Genomic DNA, 21,034 nt, shown 5'->3' with positions numbered 1-21,034 from the left:
GTCCCTCACTTCTCCGGGTTGTAGTTGGTCGCCTCCACGGGGACGTCCAGCTTGATCGGTTCCGAGTGGGCGAAGTGGAGTTCCAGGGACACCTTCTCGCCCCGGGTCGGCTTGTGCTTGAGCTTCATGAACATCAGGTGGTTTCCGCCCCGCTTGAGTGCGAGTTCGCCACCCGCGGGGATCCTCAAGGACGTCACCGGCCGCATCGTCCCGCCCTCGGTCCGGTGCATCGACACGTCGTCGGAGATATCGCTGGTCACCGACGTCAGTTGGTCGTCGCCGTCACCGGTGTTCTGCACGGTCAGATAGCCGCTCGCCATGTCGGCCATCACCGGCTGCGGCACGTACGCGCCTTCCGCCGTCAGCCGGGCACCGGTGTCCGAGGAGGAGCAGCCGCCAAGGGCGGACCCCGCCACGACCGCGAAGGCGGCCGCCGCGACGGCGGTGGTGCGGCGGCTCACGGTGTCCGCCCCTTGATGATCTTCGGCAGGTCCTTCGCGTAGTCGTCGGCGGTGGCGTCCTTGTTGTAGAGGACGTGAGCCTTGTCGTCCTTCGGTGAGAAGGCGAGGACCTGGGTGCCGTGCGAGGAGACCCAGGAGCCCTTCTCCTTCTTCGGCTTGTCCAGATAGATGCCGACCGAGCGTGCGCCCGCCTGGATGGTGTCGAAGTCCCCGGTGAGCCCGATGAAGGACTTGTTCTGACCGGTCAGCCACGCGCCGAGCCGCTTGGGGGTGTCCCGTTGCGGGTCGGAGGTGACGAAGACGACCCGCAGTTGCTCCTGCTCCGCCTTCGGCAGCTTCCGCATCGCGATGTCGATGTTGCTCATGGTGAGCGGACAGGCGTCGGGGCAGTTGGTGTAGCCGAAGTAGATCAGGGTCGGGTGGCCCTTGGTCTGCTCGATCAGGTCGAACTTCTTGCCCCGGGTGTCCGTCAGGACGAGGTCGGGCTTGTCGAAGGGGCGGTCGAGTACGGTCGCGGCCTGCTCGGCGGTCGCGGAGGCCTCGGCGGCGGGCTGCTGCCCGGAGCCGCCGTCGGCGCTTCCGCACGCGGAGAGGGCCAGGGCCGCCGCCGCGCTGAGCGCCGCGGCGGTGAGCACGCTGGATGTACGCATGGAGATATGTCCTGGATGAGTTGGTCTGGTGTGTTCGGTGGGAGACGGGTCAGGCCGAGCGGCGGCGACCCGCGAGCACGCCGAACGTGACGCCGGCGACGCCGATGACGATGCCCACGACGCCGAGCACTCGCGCGGTCGTGTCGCTGCCGTCGGCCGCGACCTGCTCGGAGTCACCGGTCTTCCCCGACCGGTCGGAGGCGTCGTGCTCGCGGCCGGACGCGTCGTCGGCCCCGCCGTGGCTGTGGCCGTGGGATCCCTCCCCGGCCTCGGTCAGCGCGAGGACGGGTGCCGGGCTCTCCGGTTCCTCGCCGCCCTCCTTGGGCTCCTCGATCCAGCGCACGACCTCGTCGTTGTCGTACGTCTGCAGGGCCTTGAAGACCAGCTGGTCGGCGTCCTGAGGCAGCGGGCCGACGGACAGCGGGAACTGCTGGAAGGTGCCCGGCTCGATCGTGCCCCCGGTCCAGGTCACCTTGGTGACCGCCTCGTCGATCTTCTCGCCGTGCATCTCGAGCGGTTTGTCGAGCTTGGACTTGGTGACCTTGACGTCCCAGCCCGGTACCGGCTGCGGCATGACCGAGGCGAGCGGGTGGTCGGTGGGCAGGTTGACCTCGAGCTTCACGGTCGAGGCGGTGTCGCGCTCGTTCGGGACCTTGAAGGCGATGGTGCTGTAGCCGCCCTTCTCGGCCTCGCCGGGCTGGACGGTGACGTGAGCGAAGGCCGGTACGGCTGCCAGCAGGACGGTTCCGGCGGCGACGGCGGCAGCGAGGGGCAGGCGAGAGAGGTTCATGGTTGCGGGTACTCCACAGGCGAATCGGTCGGATGAGGTGGCGCGCATGCGGCTGCGGCGCGACAGCTCCCGATGGAATGCGCCGGTTCGTACCGGCTGCCCGTGGTGCTGCGCCGCGTCTAGGCCGCGAGATCCCAGAGCGGCGGTCCTCGTCGGATGACGGAGTGCTCCAGGATCAGGGACTGTGGTTCCGCAGCCCCGCGACCGTATGCGCGAGGGGCGGGTACGGTCGGCGCGGGCGCCCCGGGCAGTCCGGCTTGCAGGGCGCACACGAGCACGAGGGCGGCGCGCAGGGAACGTACGAGCGCCCCCTCAGCGAGTCCTTCGGCGACGCCGCGCGCCGACAGCCGGACCAGCCGGAACAGCGCGGCTTCACCGCGGCGCAGCAGGAGTCCGAGGACCACGGCGGCCAGCAGATGCCCAAGCAGCATCGGCAGCGAGGGCAGCAGGGCGTCGGCGAGCGCGTGGGGCGGCGCCGAGGCCGCGTCCACCGGGCCGGGACCGACGCCGTGGGCGGCCGCGTGGGCTTCCGGCCCGTGCGGCGCATGCCCCGGGGGCGCGATGCCGGAGGCCCCGACGATCCGCCGGGCCTCGGCGGCGCCGAGCCGTACGGGCCCGCCGTCGCCGCCGCACACCAGACGGGTGGCGAGCGCGATCAGCGTGCCGTCGTCGGTCCGGTGTGTGCGCTGCGCGGCCGAGGCCATCGTGTGTTGTCCGAGCTCGAAAAGCGCGTGCAGAGCCAGCTGACCGAGCGCCAGGGCGGCGCAGATCCCCGGCAGCGAGCGCTCCCGGCCGGCCAGCGGCGCGGCGCCCACCAGCACCGTCAGAAATCCGGTGCCGAGCGCCCAGAACGGGAGCCCTGCGCACGACGCGACCACGTGCCCGGCCGCCGACAGCGCGACGCAGACCGCGGCGAACACCGCGGCCCTCAGCAGTCGCAGATCGGCCCCTGCGCGCGCCCCCGGAGGCGGCGGAGCGCAGCCCCACGAGGGGCGGTGGCCGAATGACGGGTGGGCGGACATGGCCGCGCCATCATCCCATCGTCCCCGCGGTCGGCCGACGGCAGGGGTGGGGGGCGCGCGGCCGCAAGCTGTGCGCCCTCGCCTACACCGACGGTGCGACCCCGCGCATCCGCCGAACGGGCGTAGTCGCGACGATCGCATGCTTACGGACCGCAACGGGCGGCAATACGTAACGGTATGTCGAGCTGCAGCCAGGAGGCCGGAGCATGAGCATCTGGTGGTCACTCCACTTGCGACGCGAGGCTGCGAGTGTCCCCCTCGCCCGGCGGCTTCTCCTCGGCACCATGGAGACGGCGGGAGTCGACCCCGACATCTCCTACGACCTGTCGATCGCGTTGACGGAAGCGTGCGCGAACGCCGTCGAGCACGGCGGCGGACCGGCCGGCGGTTCATCGGAGGCCTTCTCGGTGACCGCCTATCTCGACGGTGAGAAGTGCCGCATCGAGGTCACCGATTCGGGTCCGGGTTTCCCCGTGGGACGGGTGCTGCACCGGACCTCGCTGCGAACGTCACACGCGCCTCCCCGGCCTGCGGACGCCGACGCGGAGCACGGACGCGGTCTCTGGCTGATCGAGGCGCTCGCCGACCACGTCGACTTCCGGAACAGACCCGGCATGGGAACCGTGGTGAGTTTCGACAAGATCCTCAAGTGGCGGCGGGACGCCGTGCTCAAAGCGTCCTGAGGCGGGGTTGTCCGGCCGGGCGCATGAGACCCGGCACGGGAGTGCCCGGAGCCGAGGCGGTCCGGGCACACCCACGCCCCTGCTGTCTCAGCCCCTGAGGCGGGCCATCCAGGCCTCGACCTCGTCGGCGGCGCGCGGCAGCGCGGCGGAGAGGTTCCGGTTCCCGTCGTCGGTCACCAGGATGTCGTCCTCGATCCGGACGCCGATGCCGCGGTACTCCTCGGGCACGGTGAGGTCGTCCGCTTGGAAGTACAGGCCGGGCTCGACGGTCAGGCACATGCCCGGCTCCAGGGTGCCGTCCACGTACGTCTCCGTGCGGGCCACGGCGCAGTCGTGCACGTCGAGACCGAGCATGTGCCCGGTGCCGTGCAGCGTCCAGCGACGCTGCAGGCCCAGCTCCAGCACGCGCTCGACGGGGCCCTCGACCAGGCCCCACTCGACGAGTTTCGCAGCGAGCACGTGCTGCGCGGCGTCGTGGAAGTCGCGGTACTTCGCGCCCGGCCTGACGGCTGCGATGCCCGCCTCCTGCGCCTCGTACACCGCGTCGTAGACCTTGCGCTGCACCGCGCTGAACCGGCCGTTGATGGGCAGGGTGCGGGTCACGTCGGCGGTGTAGAGGGTGTGGGTCTCCACACCGGCGTCCAGGAGCAGCAGGTCGCCGGAGCGGACCGGGCCGTCGTTGCGCACCCAGTGGAGGGTGGTGGCGTGCGGGCCCGCGGCGCAGATCGAGCCGTAGCCGATGTCGTTCCCCTCGACCCGGGCGCGCAGGAAGAACGTTCCTTCGATGTAGCGCTCGGAGGTGGCCTGGGCCTTGTCGAGGACCTTCACGACGTCCTCGAAGCCGCGGACGGTGGAGTCCACCGCCGCCTGCAGCTGGGTGACCTCGAACGCGTCTTTGACCAGGCGCAGCTCGCTGAGGAAGACCCGGAGCTCCTCGTCGCGCTCCGCGTCGAGCCGCTCCCCCAGCGCCTCCTCGAGCCCGGGGTCGTGGCCGCGGACGATACGGACCGGGCCGTCGAGTCCCGTCAGCTCGTCGGCGGCCTTCCGGACGTCCTTGCAGGGCAGGCCCAGCAGCTGCTCGGCTTCGGCGAGGCTGTGCCGGCGGCCCACCCACAGCTCGCCCTGGCCGTCGAGCCAGAACTCGCCGTTCTCCCGGTTGGAGCGGGGCAGCAGGTAGATCGTCGCGTCATGGCCGTTGTCCGACGGCTCCAGGACGAGGACGCCGTCTTCCGTACGGTCACCCGTGAGATGGACGTACTCGGTCGAGGCCCGGAAGCCGTACTCGGTGTCGTTCGACCGGGTCTTGAGATGGCCCGCGGGGATCACCAGGCGCTCGCCGGGGAAGCGCTCGGAGAGCGCGGCCCGGCGGCGGGCGGTCTCGGGGGCCTGCTCGATCGGCTGCAGGTGACGCAGCTCGGTGTCGGCCCAGCCATGCTTCATGTTCTCGGCAAGCTCGTCGGAGACACCTGGGTACAGGCTGTTCTTCCGCTGCTTGATGGGCTCGTCGCCTTCCGGATTCTCGGGCGCGGGCTGCTCGGTCACGGCATCCTCCTCGACTCGGACCTCCACCATCGTATGGGCGGGTGGTGGGGGGTCGTAGACGGGAGTCTCGGCCACCTCAATCGAAGCGGGCGGCGAGCAGGACGACGTCCTCCGGGCTGTCCGCCGCGTCCGAGCCGTCCGGCAGCATCGTGCGCAGGACGTGCTCCACGACGGCGTCCGGGTCGTCCCGTACGGACTTGGGCACACCGGCCGCTGCTCCGTGCAGCCGCGCGAAGGCCCGGTCGATCGGCTCGCCGGTACGGTGCAGCAGCCCGTCGCTGTACAGCAGCAGGGTCTCGCGGGGCGCGACCGAGAACTCGACGCTGGGCGCCTCCCAGCAGGAGAGCATCCCGAGCGGGGCCGACAGCGTGGTCTCCACGAACTCGGTGCGGTGTTCGCCGACGACCAGCGGCGGGCAGTGCCCGGCACCGGCCAGTACGAACGATCGCCCCAGACGCTGACCCTGATCGTGCCCCGGTTCCTGATCGCCGTCGTCGCAGCTCCCGGCGGGCTCGCAGTAGGCGAACAGGGCGGTGGCCGAGCGGGCGGGCTCGGTCAGCCGCAGCAGTAGTTCGAGGTCGGAGAGCACGGCGACCGGATCCTCGCCTTCCATCACCGCGTACGCCCGCAGCGACGCCCGCAGTCGTCCCATGGCGGCGACGGCGCTCGGCCCCGAGCCGGTGACGCTGCCGACGGCCAGGCCGAGCGCGCCCTCGGGCAGCGGAAGGGCGTCGTACCAGTCGCCGCCGCCCTGCGGCCCCGTGCGGTGCCGTACAGCCAGGCGCACCCCGGCCACCCGCGGCAGTCTGCTGGGCAGCAGCTCCTCGCGGAGGGTGGCGGCGGTCGCGCGGGCCCGGGCCAGCTCCATCAGGCGGGCGAGGTGCTCGGTGGCGTAGCGGGTGTAGAGGCCGACGAGGTGGCGCTGGCGGTCCACGGGCTCGGTCGGCTCGTCGTAGAGCCAGACCGCGGCTCCCAGCCGGCCCCCGGACTCGGTCGCGAGCGGGACGGCGTAGCTGGCGGCGTAGCCGAGGCGGGCGGCGACCTCGCGGTGGCGGGGGTCGAGGTCCGGTTCGTTCCGCAGATCGGGGTGGGCGACCTCGGTGCGCTCCGGGCTCCCGCCGCCGTCGTCGGGGAGGTCGCCCTCGGGGAGGCCGTCGAGGATCCGGCCGTACGCGGCGGCGCCTCGCGGGATCGTCTCGATGGTGCCGAGGTCGGCCGGCCCGAGGCCGAGACCGACGGTGGTGTCCGGACCGCGACCGTCGGTCGGCTCGAGGACGATCATGCCGCGCTGGGCGCCGACGAGACCGGCGCCGGCGCGGAGCAGCTCTTGGAGGGCGTCGTCGAGGGAGTCGGTGCGGGCGAGCCGCTCCGTGAGGTCGTGCAGCGTGGTGAGGTCGGAGATCCAGCCGGCGAGGCGGTCCTGGACGGCCGCGAGGTGATCGACGGGGCGGACGTCCTGGGAGTCGGGGGTGGCGCTGGGGGCTCCGCCTCCGGACAGCGGCGCGGCGGACGACGGGCTGGGGGAGGAAGTGTGAGCGGGGGCGGGGACGGATGGATCGATTCCAGCCACTTTCCGGACGTCGGGGGTGCTCATGGCCGACGGCTTTCCGACCTCGGTTGCGGCTCATCCGGCCAGCTACCTGCAGCAATCGAGGCCAATGTCCTATTTGTACTGAAGCGCAGCATTTTGTCGAGTGTGCTTGCGTCGCCGCTCCGACGGTGCATCTTTAGCAATAGCATCGCAAACCCCCATGTCATGCTGCGCCGCTATCAATGCCTCCACATCTACACGCAGCTGTAGGGTGTGTCCAGCACTGTGCCGACGGGGTTGTTGGTGTCTGTGGTGATTGTAAATTGACCGAAAAACCGCCCCGTGGTCGTCAATTTGCGGTCGACTGAGGGCATTCGACAACGCGTCATATCCACCGAGGTGGGTACGTACTCGGAGAAGGGCAGGGGCAGTTGGGGGGCGCCCCGGAACCCCGTGGCGGCTTCGAACGTCTCACTCAACGACGGCCGCGCCCATCCCCGAGCGGCGTGGGGGTGCCCTGCCGGAGGCAAGAGGCAGGGACGGCAGGCGCCAGGCAAGCGCCACCCCCCGCCACGTTCCACGCTCGGCTTGCGACGTGATGCGCTGCCTGGAACGCGCAGTGATGCATGCTCCACGTGATGTGAACGGACTGAACAGACTCGTGTAGCGCCACGTACTGCCCTGCAGTTCGATCGATGCACCAGACAGATCCGGTTGATCCGGTAGATCCGACAGCGGTATGCACCTGGGTACCGCGTGGCGGCGCGATGGACCCACCCTGCCTCCGGCAGGCCCCACCCTCGGCGTTAACGGAAAGGAACGAGCGCTCATGCGCGAGATCCTCGGAAGGCGACGCAGGCTCATGCTCAGGCGCAGGCGCAACGGGAAGTCGGCTCAGCTCGGCGCAGCGCTCACCTGCGCCACCGAGTGGAAGTGGCCGATCCTCCCGGGCGTGGGGCTCCAGTCCGGTCGCGCCGGTGCGAGAGGCTGCAGCTGTCCGCATCCCGACTGCGTGGTGCCCGGTGCCCATCCCTTCGACCCGGGACTGCTCGCGGCGACTACGGACGCCCGCATGGTGCGGTGGTGGTGGGAGAACCGCCCTGCGGCCCCGATCGTGCTGGCCACCGGCGGCCGCGCACCCTGCGCGGTGAGCCTGCCGGCGGTCGCGGCCGCACGCGCCCTTGCCGAACTCGACCGGATGGGCGTCCGGCTCGGGCCGGTCCTGGCGACCCCGGCGCGTTGGTCGATCCTGGTGGCTCCCTACTCCTTCGAGGTGCTCGGTGAGCTGCTTCACCGGCATGACTGGGTGCCCGGCTCGCTGCGCTTTCACGGTCAGGGCGGATACGTGGTGCTGCCCCCTTCGCAGACCGGCGCCGGACCCGTGCGCTGGGAGCGAGCGCCGTTGCCCGGGTCGGCGACGCCATGGCTGCCGGACGTGGAGGCGGTTGTTGACGCACTGGTCGAGGCGAGCACGAGCACGCCCGGCGGGGGCAGCCGCCTGGCGTACTGACGCCCGGGGCGGTGTGACCGGCTCGGTTCTGGGTGTCGTCCACCCGGAACCTTCACTCGTACGGGTGTGAGCGGCCCGGAGATGTCCCGCTAGGGCCGCGCATCCGTCCGGTGATGCCTGCTCTGACCGATATGTTCGGCATGTCGTCGGGCGTTCTCAGTGAGTTGCAGGTGGTCTTCATGCAGCGACATCAGCGGCTGCCGCTGCGGTGGGCGTCGAATCCGCGCGGGTCGAACCTGCGGATGATCGCGCTCATGAGCACGGTGGCCCTGGCCGCCGTGCTGCCGCTCGCCGTGGCGACGGCGGGCCCGGCGGGACCCGAACGCCCGGCAGGTCCCGGTGAGGCGGGGAGCACGCCGAAGCGCCGGGGCGCGGCGCCGTCGCGATTCCCCGCTCCCTCCCCGGCGGCTTCAGCGAGGGCCGACGCCAAGGCCGGTGAGCGCGCTGCCGGTCCGCGCGGGGACGCCGGCTCCCTCCTGCAGGATCTCGGACTCACCGGCACCACCCGGTGCGGTCCCGAACTCACCTCGCCGGAAGGCCTCGAGGCGCAGACGTGTGTGCTGAGCGAGGGCCGCGACTCCTGGGCGCGCACGTACTACAGGAACGGGACGGGACGCGCGCTGCGTGCCGTACTGACCCTGATGCGGCCGGACGGCCGAACTGTGCAGGTGCACTGCACGGTTGAGGCGGAGGACGATCCGGGGGCGTGCGAGACGCCACGCGCGCCGAAGGGAGCTGCTGCGGCGCGGGGTGCGAGATCGAGCGCTTCCGGGTCTTCTTCCGAGTCTGCCGGGGCGTCGCGCGTTTCGGAGATGTACGACGCCGTTGCGGAGATCGCATCGGAGGACTCGCAGCGGCTGCTGCTGCGCTCGGGGAGCAACTAACCCTCTGCTGGGCCGCGTTGACCTCCAGGGCCATTCGGCGTCGCCGGAGCGATGGCTTCCGGATATGGCAACGCCCGGTCGCTGGCGACGGGGGATGCACCAGCGACCGGGCTATAAGAACGGTAACAAGAGATTGGCCGTTCGCAAATTCGATCGCGGATATCCGGACGCCGATTTACCTTTCAGTAAGGGAAGTTGGGGCCTTTGTGACCGGAGTCACGTCCGGAAGGGGGCTGAGCGAGGCCGGGCGGACTCGCCCTGCCGGGCTCAGCTGAGGGTCACCTGACGGTTGGTCAGGCCTCCACGCGCCCGGCGCTCGTCGGACGTGAGCGGCGCATCGGAGGAGAGTGCATCGGCGAGCCGGTCCGCGAAGGCCGCTGCGGGCTTCTCCACGTCGTCCGCCCGCACGGTGCTCGGCAGGTCCCACACCGGCACCACGAGGCCGTGCGCCCGGAACGAGCCGACGAGCCGGGTGCCGTCGCCGAGCGAGGACGAACCCGCGGCGTGCAGCCGGGCCAGGGCGTCCAGCAGTTTCTCCTCGGGATGCGACATCACCCAGCGCAGATGATTCTTCTCGGGTGTCTCGCACCAGTAGGCGGCCTCGACACCGGAGAGCCGGGCGGTCGGGATCGCGGCCTCGTTCGCCCGCTCCAGGGAAGCGGCGACCTCGGGCGAGGAGTTCGCGGCGTCCTCCAGCCAGAACTCGAACCCGCTGTGCACAACAGGGGTGAACGGAGCCTCGGGGTCGAGCAGGTCCTGAAGACGCGGGCCGTCGGCGGGCACGCGCTGGGCAGCCACGGGGCTTCCGGGGGCCGCGGGCAGGGCGCGCTGCAGAACATCGGCGAGATCGCGGCTGATGTCGCCGGAGGAGGTGTCGTTCTGGAGGCCCAGGAGCACCGTGCCGTTGTCGCGACGCAGTGCGGGCCAGGCCATCGGCAGCACGGTGGCCAGGGTGACGGACGGCACTCCTTCGGGCAGCCCGCCCTTCAGGGTGAGTTCCGCGGTCGCGGCGGGGACGAGCTCGCGCAGGGCGACCCAGTCGCACTCGCCGGCCAGGCCTTCGAACGGGCGCTGCACCAGCGCGGTCACGGCCTGCGCGGCGGCCCGTCCGTGACACGCCTTGTAGCGGCGGCCCGAACCGCAGGGGCAGGGCTCGCGGGCGCCGACGACGGGGATCGGTTCGTCGGAGCGCTGCGCGGTGGACGTCCTGCCGGCCTTTGTCTGGGGGCGCTTCTTGGCCATGGCGTGGGCTTCTCCTGGGTGCGGCGGTGACTCTTGGCCGCTGAGCCTAGCCCTTCGCCGCGCTTGCGAAGGCCGCTTGACGCGGTGGCTCGTCCGCTGCTCGACGAGGATGTGCGCCGGTTGGGAGAGCGCCGGCGATGTCAGGTGAGATCATCGAGAAGTTCCGTGACGTCGAGAGCCGGGACCCCCACGCGCGGAGCGAGGCGCTCACGTCGTGGGCCGGCGGCGAGTACCGCCCATACCGTGACCTCGCCGACGACGTCGTCCCGCACCCCCCAGTTCTGGGCGAGGGCGGTGATGATGTTGAGCCCCCGGCCGCCGCGGGCGGTCACCGACGGGGTGGCCGGAAGTGGTCGGGTCGGACCGCCACCGTCCGTCACTTCGACGGTCAGACCCCCGTACTCGTCCACGCGCCAGGCGGCGCGCACCGCGTCGGGCCGGGTTCCGTTGTCACCGGCGTGCAGGGGGCGACCGTGTCGGCATGCGTTGCTCAGAAGCTCGGACAGAACCAAGACAGCGTCGTCGACGACAGAATCCGGCACTCCGCTGGTCCGAAGCCCCTCACGCATCCTGCGCCTGGCCGCAGCCACGCCTGCTGGACCATGGGGTACGGCCATGATCGACGACGTCGGCACCTCCTGTGCCACCACCAACGCCACCCCCGAGACCTCCTTCACCCCACGCCACGGGATGGATGCCCCACGGGACTGCACCGGAAACCGGCCAACCGCGATCTCGTGGAGCACTGGCGACGATCGCGAACGGAACGAACGCGCCGGTGCACTCCGGGTGGCGGCAACGGTCGGCTCAGAGTCGGCCGAGTTGCGACAGCACCTGCTTCGGGCGGTTGGTGATCACGGCGTCCACGCCGAGCCGGGTGCAGAGCTCGACGTCATCCGGTGCATCGACGGTCCAGACGTGGACACGGTGGCCCGCGCGGTGTGCGCGTGCGACGTACTCGGGGTGGCTGCGCAGGATCCGGATGCTGGGTCCTGCGATCCGGCTTCCGCGCGGCAGCCGTCCGTCCCGGTACCGCGGCGAGAGGAATTGCATCAAGAAGACCGTCGGGATGGCCGGGGCCCCCACATGCACGCGGTGCAGCGAGCGCGCCGAGAAGCTCATGACACGTACGGCGGAGCGCTCGCCCGGGGGCGGGGTGTCGAGGCCGAAACGGTGCAGCAGCTCCAGCAGCCGCTCCTCGACCTGACCTGCCCACCGGGTCGGGTGCTTGGTCTCGATGGCGAGCTCGACGCGCCGTCCGGCGTCGACGACGAGTTCGAGGAGCCGTTCGAGGGTAAGGACAGAGGTACGGTCCCAGGCGGCGGACTCGTCCCGGTCCGGGGCTTCGTTCGTGGCGCAGGTGCTGTCGGCATCCTGCTTCCAGGAGCCGAAGTCGAGGGCGGCGAGGTCCGAGAGTTCGAGGGCGGAGACCGCGCCCCGGCCGTTGGAGGTCCGGTTGATCCGCCGGTCGTGGACGCAGACGAGATGACCGTCAGCCGTGAGCCGGACATCGCACTCGAGGGCATCGGCTCCGTCCTCGATGGCTTTCCGGTACGCGGCCAGGGTGTGCTCCGGGGCGTCCTCGGACGCGCCGCGGTGGGCGACGACGGAGATGGCGGGCCGCCCCGGATGAAGGGCGCCGGCCGGATGCGCAGAGGTCACCGCGTTATGGTGCCACCCCACGGCGGGGCGCCGCTTCCGCGGTCTGCTGCGGCCGCGGGGGCGCGGACCTGCGGAGGTGTCCGATTCGTCCGGGATAAGGGATGGCGGCCCACGCAGCCGTCCCGCTTACGGTGGTCTGACGTCAGGTGGGAAATGCTGGTGGCGAAGACTGGCGTTGGTGGGCCGCGAGGCCAAGACTGTTGTGACTTGCGTTACTGAGGAGAGAGTTGTGAGCACCGAGAACGAGGGCGCTGCTGTTCCGCCTGAGGCGGAGCGGCCGTCGGCGCCCCAGGCGCCGGGTGCCGCCCCCGCGTCGGGCGCACGCACTGCCGACTCTGTGTCCGGTGCGCCGCGGCCCGTGCCGTCCAGGCCGACCGTACCGCCGGTGCCGTCCGGGCCGCCTGCCGGGCATCCGCAGGAGCGGACGGCGCAGCTGCCGAAGGTCGGTCCGGAGGAGGAGGGCTCCGCCGCCCGAACGGCCGAATACGGTCCATCGGCATCGGCATCGGCGTCGGGGCCGGCATCGGCGGGTGAGCCGTCGGCGCAGGGTTCCCACGGTGCCCAGGGCGCTCACAGCACACCGGCGGGCCAGCCCGCCTGGGGCCATGAGACCCACGGGGCGGGGAACGTACCACCGGGTGGCCATCAGCCTCCCCCGGGCCAGTACCCGGCCCAGCCTCCGTCCAGCGGGGCCGGGTACCCCTCGGGGGGCGCTGCGTGGCCGCCCCCGCCGCCGCCCGCCGGCGGGTGGGGCAGTGGCCCCGTACCGCCGCCCGGCGGCTCCCGGCGGAAGGGGAACGGCGGCCTGATCGCGGCCGTCATCGTGGCCGCGCTGGTAGCGGGCGGTGTGGGCGGCGGCATCGGCTACGTGGCCGCGGACCGGGACGGGGGGACCAGTTCGACGACGGTCACCTCCTCCGGCGACCCTGAAGCGCTGAACCGCTCGCCCAAATCCGTATCCGGCATAGCGCAGCGGGCCCTGCCGAGCGTGGTCACGCTCGAGGCGCAGGGCAACCAGGGCGAGGGCGGCACCGGCACCGGCTTCGTCTATGACAAGCAGGGCCACATCCTGACGAACAACCACGTCGTGGCCTCCGCGGCCGACGGTGGCACGCTGACGGCGACCTTCTCCGACGGCAAGAAGTACACCGCCGAGGTCGTCGGCCGAGCGCAGGGCTACGACGTCGCCGTGATCAAGCTCAGGGACGCCTCCGATGCCAAGCTCAATCCGCTGCCACTCGGAGACTCGGACAAGAACGTCGCGGTCGGGGACGCGACCATCGCGATCGGCGCGCCCTTCGGCCTCGCCGGCACGGTGACCACGGGCATCATCAGTGCGAAGCACCGCCCGGTGGCGTCGAGTGACGGTGGCAGCAGCAATGCCTCGTACATGAGCGCGCTCCAGACGGACGCGTCGATCAACCCCGGCAACTCCGGCGGTCCGCTGCTCAACGCCGAGGGTGCGGTCATCGGCGTCAACTCGGCCATCCAGTCGGCGGGCAACGGCTTCGGCGGCGAGACGCAGCAGTCGGGCAGCATCGGCCTCGGCTTCGCCATCCCGATCAATCAGGCCAAGGGGGTCGCCGAGACGCTGATCAAGACGGGCGAGCCGGTGTATCCGGTGATCGGTGTCCAGGTCGACATGCGGGAGCAGGGCGACGGGGCGCGGATCTCGGAGAGCGGGAACGGCGGGTCCGACCCGGTCACCGCGGGAGGCCCGGCCGACAAGGCGGGTCTCCAGCCCGGCGACCTCATCACCAAGCTCGACAACACGGTGATCGACAGCGGCCCGACCCTGATCAGCACGATCTGGACCCATAAGCCGGGTGACCAGGTCACCATCACCTACGAGCGCGACGGCAAGCAGGCGACCGCAGAGGTCACCCTGGGCTCCCGCAAGGGGGACAGCTGACCGCCGGGCTGACCCTGCGTCTCCCCGCGTCTCCCAGGTGGGCGACGCGGGGAGGGTTGCCCGAGCGGCCCAAGGCAACGGTCTGGACGCCACGCGAAGCAGCGGCCAAGGCCAGCCAGCCCGGTAGTTGTCCGCCCGATAGCCAGCGCACCGCCTGTCCAGGGTGGTCGCAGGCCATCGCGCAGTGACGAGGGCCATGCGCCTTGCCCGTACAGGCAGACGAGCCACGGCCCATTCGAGGGGCCCTGGGATCTCGACCGGCTGACCGACCGGGAGAAACAGGTGCTGCTCCTGCTCGGCGGTGGCCTGTCGAACCGCGAGCTGTCCCAGCGCTTAGGGATAGCGGAGCGCACCGTCAAGGCGCACATTTCGCGGATATTGGACAAGCTCGGTCAGCGCTCGCGGCTGCAAGCCGCGCTGATCTCCGTACTGAGCCACCAGTTGCTGTGCCCCTCACCGCAGTGCGGCATCAGTCGGCCTTCCAGCCTGGACCAGGGGGGACAGGATGGTGCGGAGCTGGTCTTCGGACACGACGTTGGGCACCACTGTGGCGATCTTCCCCTTCCTGTCGATGACGATGCTGAAGGGGATGATCCGTTGGTTCAGGAGGCCCTTGGGCAGACGCAGGAGCTGGCGTCCGTCCGGGTCGTACAGGCTCGGATAGCTGAGGTCGAAGCTCTTCTCGAAGGCCCGCGCACTGCTTTGGTCGTCCCGGGTGTTGACGCCGATCACCTGCACGCCTTCCTGCTGCCTCGTCCGCTGCGTGCGCTCCAGACCACGCGCCTCTGCCCGGCAGGGGCCGCACCATGAGGCCCAGGTGTTGAGGACCACGACTTTGCCGCGGTAGTCGGAGAGGCGGATGCGCTTGCCGTCCAGGGAGGTGCCGGTCAGGTCGGGTGCGTCCTGGCGTTCTGCCGCCGGGATGCGATTGATCAGTCCGTCGCCGGTCGCGTCCGCCTTTCCGGCGGCACATCCGGCAAGAGCGAGGCAGAGCAGTCCGGTCCAAAACCCGGTGGCGGCCGTGGTTTTCGTCATGCTCCGCAGTATCCCAACTGCCCATCTTCCGGCCGCTGTCGGCCTCCGGGCCACCTCCCTTCAGGGAGCTACCGCAAGATCGTCCCACTGCCTACGTTGATTTCTGGGCAGGTCGACCTCCTGCCCAGAAATCAACGGGGAGGTCATCTTTCGCATGCACGCCATATCTAGGGTGCTGATGGTGGGGGCCCTGCCAGCAGCCATCCTCGTGGCTCAAGCGCCTGCATAAGCTGACGCGCCCTACCACTCAGAGCGCCGGGGACTGGCGCCTGCTGCGCGCACAGGCCCAGTCCGGTATCAACCCCTACAGTTTCATCTGGAAGACCGACTACTGCACCCGCCTCAACGACAAGCCCGGCGGCTTCGACTTCAGGCTCTCCTGCGCCCGGCACGACTTCGGCTACCGCAACTACAAGGCGCTGATCGGCAAGAAGGCGTTCAAGGGCTCCGCCCACGAGAAGCGCGTCGACAAGGCGTTCCTGTTCGACATGAACCGCCAGTGCAACACCCAGCCCGATAAGACCGACAAGCAGCGCAAGAAGTGCTTGAAGACCGCCAAGGCGTATTACGACAAGGTCAGCTAGCCCACGTACGGTGCCCGCCTCGGGATCCCCTTCTGGGGCGGGCACCACCGTCATGTCGGTTCTGGACAAGACACTGTCGGACCTCGCCGGTCGTGGCATCACGGCCATCCAACCGGGCTCCCGGAACGTGCGGTTCGCCGCTGTCCACGACCCCGATGGCAATCGGATCACGCTGATCGAAAATCCGGTGTCATAGCGCGGTGTCCCGCCCCCAGTATCTACTGGGCCCCGAGCACCATATTCGAACTAGAATCGAACGGTGGTGGATGATCGATACGCAGCAGCAGGCCCCTGGGCACGGGTCACCCTGCCCGACAGGCAGCAGCTCGACGTCATCGTCACCGGCCGCACCCGCACTCACGACGGCGTCTGGTGGTACGAACTCGAAGCCATCCTCACCACCCGGACCAAGCTGCCCGACGGCCGGATCGTCGCCGAACCCACCCCCGTCGCATTCAGCATGCCCGCCGAGCATGTCGCCCCGATCCCCGGCGAGGACTACGCCAACGTGCCCACCAACGGCGCCGTCGCCGGCCGCCAGTTCGTCGTCGAAGCCCTCTGGCGCACCATGGCCGGCGCATCCCGCAGGCTGCACCGCCGGGACTGCTGGCAGGCCGTCGCCAGGCCACAGCCCATCACTTCCACGGACGCGATCCAGCTGCTCGCCGATCCCGACGTGACCCCGTGCGACCTGTGCCACCCTGAGCGCGCCCTCCGCCGGCGGTGAACCGGGGCGGCCACCGCCCGCGCAGAGGGATGGGAGCCGACCACCGAGTTGTGGGAGGTGATCAATGCCGTCTGTCTCTCGAAGAGGCGGCAACAGCGCCGACTGGTTCGCCGACTTCGTCGTCGAGCCGGTCAACGAGGATCATCGCCGCGTCGTCCGCCAGGCGGTCCTCAGCGTGGCGGATCAATCCCTGGTGCAGTTGCTCCAGGAACTCCGGCGGGGTGCCGGCGTGCACCGCTTCCATGGCTTCCGGCAGGGGGAAGAAGTCGTTGTCGCGATTGCGGGCTTCGATCACGCCGTCGGTGTGCAGCAGCAGACGATCGCCGGGTGCGAACGGATAGCTCTCCGCCTTGGCGGGAGGACCGATGATGAGGTTTTCCAGGCCGAGGGGCGGCAGCGGCGAGGTGGGCGTCAGGGCCCGAACCTTGCCCTGGCGCAGTACCAGCGGAGGCGGATGGCCGCGGTTGACCAACTCGACTACGGGTCCGTCCGGCACCTGGGCCACGAGCGCGGTGACGAACCCCTCCAACAGGACTTCCTGATCGGCGGCACCTGGCACGGCGTACTCCCGGCGCAGCGCATCCGCGCAGTGGTTCATTACCTCCGCCAGGTCGTCCTCGTAGTGCACGGCTTCCCGGAACGCGCCCAGCACAGCGGCGGCCGCGCGTACGGCGGGGAGCCCCTTGCCCCGGACGTCCCCCACGATCATCCGGACCCCGTACCGGGTCTGCACAGCCGCGTACAGATCACCGCCGATCTGCGCCCCCGCTTCAGCGGCGAGGTACATGCTGGCCGCCCGTACCGGGCCCAGCCGCGCGGGTACCGGCCGCAGCAGGACCTCCTGTGCCGCCACGGCGATCCGGCGGACCCGGTCGAGCTCGCTCTGCCTGCGAGCACGCATGGCATTACTCATCGTGACGCTGGCCACAGACACCACGAGCAGACCCCCGAGGTTGCCGTAGATCTGCTGGCCACCCCACGCGTCGTGCATGGTGGCGGTGGTTACGTTGACGGCCAGAGCGCCGACCGCTGCCGCGAAGGTGCCGATGGGACCCATCGTCAGCGCGGCCAAGGCCGGCACCCCGGTGAGGAGAGGGCCGGTGACCAGGAAGTGTGCAGGCGAGAGTTCGATGCCCAGGCCGATCAGTACGATCGCGAATGGCACACACTGCGCGAGTCTGAAGAGGACCCGGCTGTGACCGCCTGCTCCTGGTCGAGGAGGTGAGCGGAAGAGCGACCGCATGGTTACAGCGTGCCTCGCTGAAGCTCTACGTTCCACTCATCCCCTTGCGGTCTTCGGGCATTCGGTCACCTCGCCGCCCGTCACGCCGTCAGTTCTTCTTGACGAACTCTTTGGCGAGCTCGTTGCCGACCGTGATGGCCTTCTCGTGGTCCTCGATGGGGGACACCGTCGAGTTCTTGAAGAAGATGTACGTCACGCCTGAGTCGATGCCGCCGTCCTTCGGGTCGGGGTCGATGCCGAGCCGCTCGGCGCTCGCGTAGGACGCCTCGCCGATGATCTTGGTGGGGCCGGAGTCGCCGACCACCGAAGATCGCCCCGTTCGTGCCGCAGACCGGGATGGTCTCCGTCGGTGCGGTACTTCCCGTTGGAGATCTGCGAACAGTTTTTGACCTTGGACAGCAGCTCGGCCGCCGAGACCGTGCCCTCCTGGGGAGACCCTGGGGCCCGGGCGGAGAGCCTTCGGGGGTGGCGACGGCGCCGGACGTGACGGAGGCGGCCAGCAGGCCGGCACCCGCGAGTACGAGTGCGAGTTGGGTACGCATGGCGCTCCTAATTGTTAGGAAACTTTCCTAAGCAGCAGCACTGTGGCTCTCTGTCGAGATCATGTCAACAACCGTGCTTGACATGCCCAGGACTGTTAGGAAAGTTACTTATCAATGGCATGGGTCAGCCCAGCGCGTACACCGTGCCATCCGCCCCATCGGCCACCAGGGAGGCCTCCGTGTCCCTCCGCTCGGCACCACATCACCGACAACGAGAGGCCGACAGCCGCGTCAGACGCGGACTGACCGCCGCGCTCGCCGCAAGTGGCCTTGCCATCGCCATCGCGATACCCGCGGGCGCGGTCCCGTCGCCGCACGAGTCCGCGGCGAAGCCGGTCGGCGCGTCGCCGACGCCGGTGACCCACGTCGCGTCCGCCCCCGGCACCGCCGCACCGCTGACCGGCTTCGCCATCCAGTCCTCGGCGAAGGTGAACGACACCCCCGAGGCGATCTCCAGCCCCGGCTATCCCGCCTCCGGCTGGCATCCGACCGGTCCCCGGAGCACGGTGATCGCGGGGCTGCTCGGCCGCAACCTCTACCCCGACCCGTTCTACTCGACCAACCTCAAGAAGATCCCGGCCGCCGACTTCGATGTTCCGTGGTGGTATCGCTCGGACTTCACGGTCAATGACCCCGAGCGGCGTACGTACCTCGACTTCAGCGGGGTGCTCTCGGCCGCCGACGTGTACGTCAACGGCGCCAAGGTCGCCGACAAGGAGAAGGTCGCCGGCGCCTACACCCACCACGAGCTGGACGTCACCAGCCTGGTCAAGGCGGGCACCAACACCGTCGCCTTCCGAATCCAGCCCAACGACCCCAACAGGCACCTCACCATGGGCTGGATCGACTGGCTGCAGCCCCCGCCCGACGAGAACATGGGCATCGTCCGCGACGTCCTGGTCCGCCGCGGCGGACCGGTGGCCCTGCGCGGCGCGCATGTGACGACCAAGCTCGCCACGCCGTCACTGGGCTCCGCCGAGCTCACCGTCAAGGCCGAGGCGCGCAACGACTCGGGCAGCGCTGTCAGTGCCACCATCTCCGGCACCATCGGCTCGGGGAAGTTCAGCCAGACCGTACAGCTGGCCCCGAAGGAGTCGAAGACGGTCACCTTCGCGCCGGCCGACCATCCGCAACTGCGCCTGAACAAGCCCAAGGTGTGGTGGCCGGCCGGGATGGGCGAGCAGCCGCTGTACGACCTGGAGCTGACGGCCACCGTCGGCGGCACCGCCTCCGACACGGCCCATGAGAGCTTCGGCATCCGGGACGTCAAGGCGCCGCTGAACGGCGACGGCGCCCGGCAGTACAGCGTCAACGGCCGCCCGCTGCTGATCAAGTCCGGCGGCTGGTCCCCCGACATGTTCCTGCGCTGGGACGCCCGCTATGTCGAGGACCGGCTGAAGTACGTCCTCGACCTCGGCCTCAACACGGTCCGTATCGAGGGGCATATCGAGCCGGACGAGTTCTTCGACCTGGCAGACCGCTACGGCATCCTCACCCTCCCCGGCTGGGAGTGCTGCAACAAGTGGGAGGGTCACGCCGACGCCGGTGAGCCCGGTCAGGGCTGGTCGGCGGCCGACCACGTCATCGCCAAGGCGTCGATGGCCGGCGAGGCGGAGCGGCTGCGCAACCACCCGAGCGTGATCTCGTTCCTGATCGGCAGCGACCATCCACCGACCCGGACCATCGAGCAGAACTACCTCGACGCGCTCAAGGCCGCCGACTGGCCGAACCCGGTCGTCCCCGTCGCCTCCGCACGGCCCTCCCCCATCCTCGGCAGTTCCGGGATGAAGATGCCCGGTCCGTACGACTGGGTGCCGCCGAACTACTGGTACAACAAGCGCTCCGGCGGCGCGGAGGGCTTCAACTCCGAGACCAGCGCGGGCCCCGACATCCCGACCATGGACACGCTCAAGCGGATGATGTCCCCCAGCGAGCTGGAGACGCTGTGGAAGGACCCGAACGCCACGCAGTACCACCGCTCGCCGTCCAGCACCTTCAACAACCTCAAGATCTTCGGCAACGCGCTCAACGCCCGCTACGGCAAGCCGAGCAATCTTGAGGACTACGTACGCAAGGCGCAGCTGGCGAACTACGAGGCGGTGCGCGCGCAGTACGAGGCGTACGGCCGGAACTTCTCCGACAACAGCAAGCCCGCCACCGGCGTCGTCTACTGGATGCTCAACAGCGGCTGGACCTCCCTGCACTGGCAGCTCTTCGACCGCTACCTCGACCAGGGCGGCGCCTACTTCGGCGCCAAGAAGGCGAACGAACCGCTGCACATCCAGTACTCGTACGACAACCGCTCCGTGGTCGTGGTCAACAACCGGCATGAGACCGCCGGCGGTCTGACCGCCCGGGTGAGCCTGTTCGACACCAAGGGTGAGCAGAAGTTCGACCAGCGCGTGGCGAACCTGTCCGTGCCCGGCGACGGTGGAAAGACCACGGCGCTGACCATCCCGAACGTCAGCGGCCTGTCGGGTACGTACCTCGCCAAGCTGGTGCTCACCGACGGCGCGGGCAAGGAGGTCAGCCGCAACGTCTACTGGCTGTCCACCAAGTCCGACGTCCTCAACTACGGCGGCACCACCTGGTACTACACCCCGACCAGCTCCTACGCCGACCTCACCGGTCTGGGCGACATGGCAAAGGCGCCCGTGGCAGCCACCTCCACCACGGAGAGCGGTCCGAACGGCACCGCCACGACCAAGGTCACCCTGAAGCACGCCGGCAATGCCAAGACCCCGGCGCTGTTCGTCGACACGGACCTGGTCGACGGCTCCGGCAAGCCCGTGCTGCCGGTGCAGTGGTCGGACAACCAGATCAGCCTCTGGCCGGGCGAGTCGGTGACGCTCACCGCCACCTACCGCGCGTCGGACGGCGGCTCGGCTCCGTCCGTACGGGTCTCGGGCTGGAACACGGGCACGAAGATCTGGCACAACAACCGCTGAGCCACTACCCATCCGCACGCAGCAGGCCCTTGTGCCCCCGTGGGCGCGAGGGCCTGCCGCCCATGT

19 protein-coding genes and 1 pseudogene are annotated in these 21,034 nt (G+C 70.0%); 8 read left to right on the top strand and 12 right to left on the bottom strand.

What is annotated here, in order from left to right:
* Nucleotides 1–5: 5 nt before the first annotated feature.
* The 4 genes from ACTWQI_RS06445 to ACTWQI_RS06430 form a co-directional block, all read right to left on the bottom strand.
* The gene (locus tag ACTWQI_RS06445; protein WP_443268264.1) at nucleotides 6–461 is read right to left on the bottom strand and encodes a copper chaperone PCu(A)C; all 456 of its coding nucleotides are present in this window, start codon (nucleotides 459–461) and stop codon (nucleotides 6–8) included.
* The gene (locus ACTWQI_RS06440; protein ID WP_443268262.1) at nucleotides 458–1,111 is read right to left on the bottom strand and encodes an SCO family protein; all 654 of its coding nucleotides are present in this window, start codon (nucleotides 1,109–1,111) and stop codon (nucleotides 458–460) included. Before ACTWQI_RS06440 ends, ACTWQI_RS06445 begins: the two co-directional genes overlap by 4 nt.
* A gap of 49 nt (nucleotides 1,112–1,160) precedes the next feature.
* The gene (locus tag ACTWQI_RS06435; protein ID WP_443268260.1) at nucleotides 1,161–1,901 is read right to left on the bottom strand and encodes a YcnI family copper-binding membrane protein; all 741 of its coding nucleotides are present in this window, start codon (nucleotides 1,899–1,901) and stop codon (nucleotides 1,161–1,163) included.
* Between the two features lie 119 nt (nucleotides 1,902–2,020).
* Complete coding sequence (locus tag ACTWQI_RS06430) at nucleotides 2,021–2,923, bottom strand: hypothetical protein (RefSeq protein ID WP_443268258.1); 903 nt, start codon at nucleotides 2,921–2,923, stop codon at nucleotides 2,021–2,023.
* Nucleotides 2,924–3,129: 206 nt separating this feature from the next.
* Between ACTWQI_RS06430 and ACTWQI_RS06425 the strand changes: the two genes are divergently transcribed.
* Nucleotides 3,130–3,606, top strand: coding sequence for an ATP-binding protein (locus ACTWQI_RS06425; protein ID WP_443268256.1), 477 nt, complete (start codon nucleotides 3,130–3,132; stop codon nucleotides 3,604–3,606).
* Between the two features lie 87 nt (nucleotides 3,607–3,693).
* On the opposite strand, the gene ACTWQI_RS06420 is transcribed toward ACTWQI_RS06425, so the two are convergent.
* Together ACTWQI_RS06420 and ACTWQI_RS06415 are read right to left on the bottom strand one after the other, a co-directional pair.
* The gene (locus ACTWQI_RS06420) at nucleotides 3,694–5,178 is read right to left on the bottom strand and encodes an aminopeptidase P family protein (protein ID WP_443268254.1); all 1,485 of its coding nucleotides are present in this window, start codon (nucleotides 5,176–5,178) and stop codon (nucleotides 3,694–3,696) included.
* Between the two features lie 46 nt (nucleotides 5,179–5,224).
* On the bottom strand, nucleotides 5,225–6,742 hold the full coding sequence (locus ACTWQI_RS06415; protein ID WP_443268252.1) for a PP2C family protein-serine/threonine phosphatase: 1,518 nt from the start codon (nucleotides 6,740–6,742) through the stop codon (nucleotides 5,225–5,227).
* A gap of 766 nt (nucleotides 6,743–7,508) precedes the next feature.
* Here ACTWQI_RS06415 and ACTWQI_RS06410 point away from each other — a divergent pair.
* Nucleotides 7,509–8,189: a bifunctional DNA primase/polymerase gene (locus ACTWQI_RS06410; protein ID WP_443268250.1), complete on the top strand. Its 681-nt coding sequence runs from the start codon at nucleotides 7,509–7,511 to the stop codon at nucleotides 8,187–8,189.
* 113 nt (nucleotides 8,190–8,302) lie between these two features.
* Nucleotides 8,303–9,073: a hypothetical protein gene (locus ACTWQI_RS06405; protein WP_443268248.1), complete on the top strand. Its 771-nt coding sequence runs from the start codon at nucleotides 8,303–8,305 to the stop codon at nucleotides 9,071–9,073.
* 267 nt (nucleotides 9,074–9,340) lie between these two features.
* On the opposite strand, the gene ACTWQI_RS06400 is transcribed toward ACTWQI_RS06405, so the two are convergent.
* The 3 genes from ACTWQI_RS06400 to ACTWQI_RS06390 form a co-directional block, all read right to left on the bottom strand.
* Complete coding sequence (locus ACTWQI_RS06400) at nucleotides 9,341–10,315, bottom strand: DUF5926 family protein (protein WP_443268246.1); 975 nt, start codon at nucleotides 10,313–10,315, stop codon at nucleotides 9,341–9,343.
* A 140-nt stretch (nucleotides 10,316–10,455) separates the two neighbouring features.
* Entirely contained in the window at nucleotides 10,456–11,061 is a 606-nt protein-coding gene (locus ACTWQI_RS06395) for an ATP-binding protein (protein ID WP_443268244.1), read from the bottom strand.
* A gap of 61 nt (nucleotides 11,062–11,122) precedes the next feature.
* Nucleotides 11,123–11,977 (bottom strand): glycerophosphodiester phosphodiesterase, encoded by an 855-nt coding sequence (locus ACTWQI_RS06390; RefSeq protein WP_443268243.1) that lies wholly within the window; start codon nucleotides 11,975–11,977, stop codon nucleotides 11,123–11,125.
* Between the two features lie 823 nt (nucleotides 11,978–12,800).
* On the opposite strand from ACTWQI_RS06390, the gene ACTWQI_RS06385 reads away from it, so the two are divergent.
* A complete protein-coding gene (locus tag ACTWQI_RS06385; protein ID WP_443268241.1) occupies nucleotides 12,801–13,889 on the top strand; it encodes a S1C family serine protease in 1,089 nt (362 codons plus the stop codon).
* A 138-nt stretch (nucleotides 13,890–14,027) separates the two neighbouring features.
* Nucleotides 14,028–14,297 (top strand): annotated as a pseudogene (locus ACTWQI_RS06380) (helix-turn-helix domain-containing protein); the annotation flags it as partial.
* Between the two features lie 45 nt (nucleotides 14,298–14,342).
* Here the strand turns inward: ACTWQI_RS06380 and ACTWQI_RS06375 are convergent.
* Nucleotides 14,343–14,924 (bottom strand): TlpA family protein disulfide reductase, encoded by a 582-nt coding sequence (locus ACTWQI_RS06375; protein WP_443268239.1) that lies wholly within the window; start codon nucleotides 14,922–14,924, stop codon nucleotides 14,343–14,345.
* Nucleotides 14,925–15,145: 221 nt separating this feature from the next.
* Between ACTWQI_RS06375 and ACTWQI_RS06370 the strand changes: the two genes are divergently transcribed.
* Nucleotides 15,146–15,508, top strand: coding sequence for a phospholipase A2 (locus tag ACTWQI_RS06370; protein ID WP_443268660.1), 363 nt, complete (start codon nucleotides 15,146–15,148; stop codon nucleotides 15,506–15,508).
* Nucleotides 15,509–15,767: 259 nt separating this feature from the next.
* Nucleotides 15,768–16,235: a DUF6233 domain-containing protein gene (locus tag ACTWQI_RS06365; RefSeq protein WP_443268237.1), complete on the top strand. Its 468-nt coding sequence runs from the start codon at nucleotides 15,768–15,770 to the stop codon at nucleotides 16,233–16,235.
* A 61-nt stretch (nucleotides 16,236–16,296) separates the two neighbouring features.
* Here the strand turns inward: ACTWQI_RS06365 and ACTWQI_RS06360 are convergent, their stop codons facing one another.
* On the bottom strand, nucleotides 16,297–17,400 hold the full coding sequence (locus ACTWQI_RS06360) for a PP2C family protein-serine/threonine phosphatase (protein WP_443268235.1): 1,104 nt from the start codon (nucleotides 17,398–17,400) through the stop codon (nucleotides 16,297–16,299).
* Nucleotides 17,401–17,566: 166 nt separating this feature from the next.
* Nucleotides 17,567–17,782, bottom strand: a complete 216-nt coding sequence (locus ACTWQI_RS06355) for a hypothetical protein (RefSeq protein ID WP_443268233.1) — start codon at nucleotides 17,780–17,782, stop codon at nucleotides 17,567–17,569.
* 417 nt (nucleotides 17,783–18,199) lie between these two features.
* Between ACTWQI_RS06355 and ACTWQI_RS06350 the strand changes: the two genes are divergently transcribed.
* Nucleotides 18,200–20,968: a glycoside hydrolase family 2 protein gene (locus ACTWQI_RS06350; RefSeq protein WP_443268232.1), complete on the top strand. Its 2,769-nt coding sequence runs from the start codon at nucleotides 18,200–18,202 to the stop codon at nucleotides 20,966–20,968.
* Nucleotides 20,969–21,034: the final 66 nt, after the last annotated feature.

Source organism: Streptomyces sp. KR80 (assembly GCF_052245555.1).
Taxonomy (GTDB): domain Bacteria; phylum Actinomycetota; class Actinomycetes; order Streptomycetales; family Streptomycetaceae; genus Streptomyces.
This window is presented reverse-complemented; position numbering and strand designations above follow the sequence as displayed.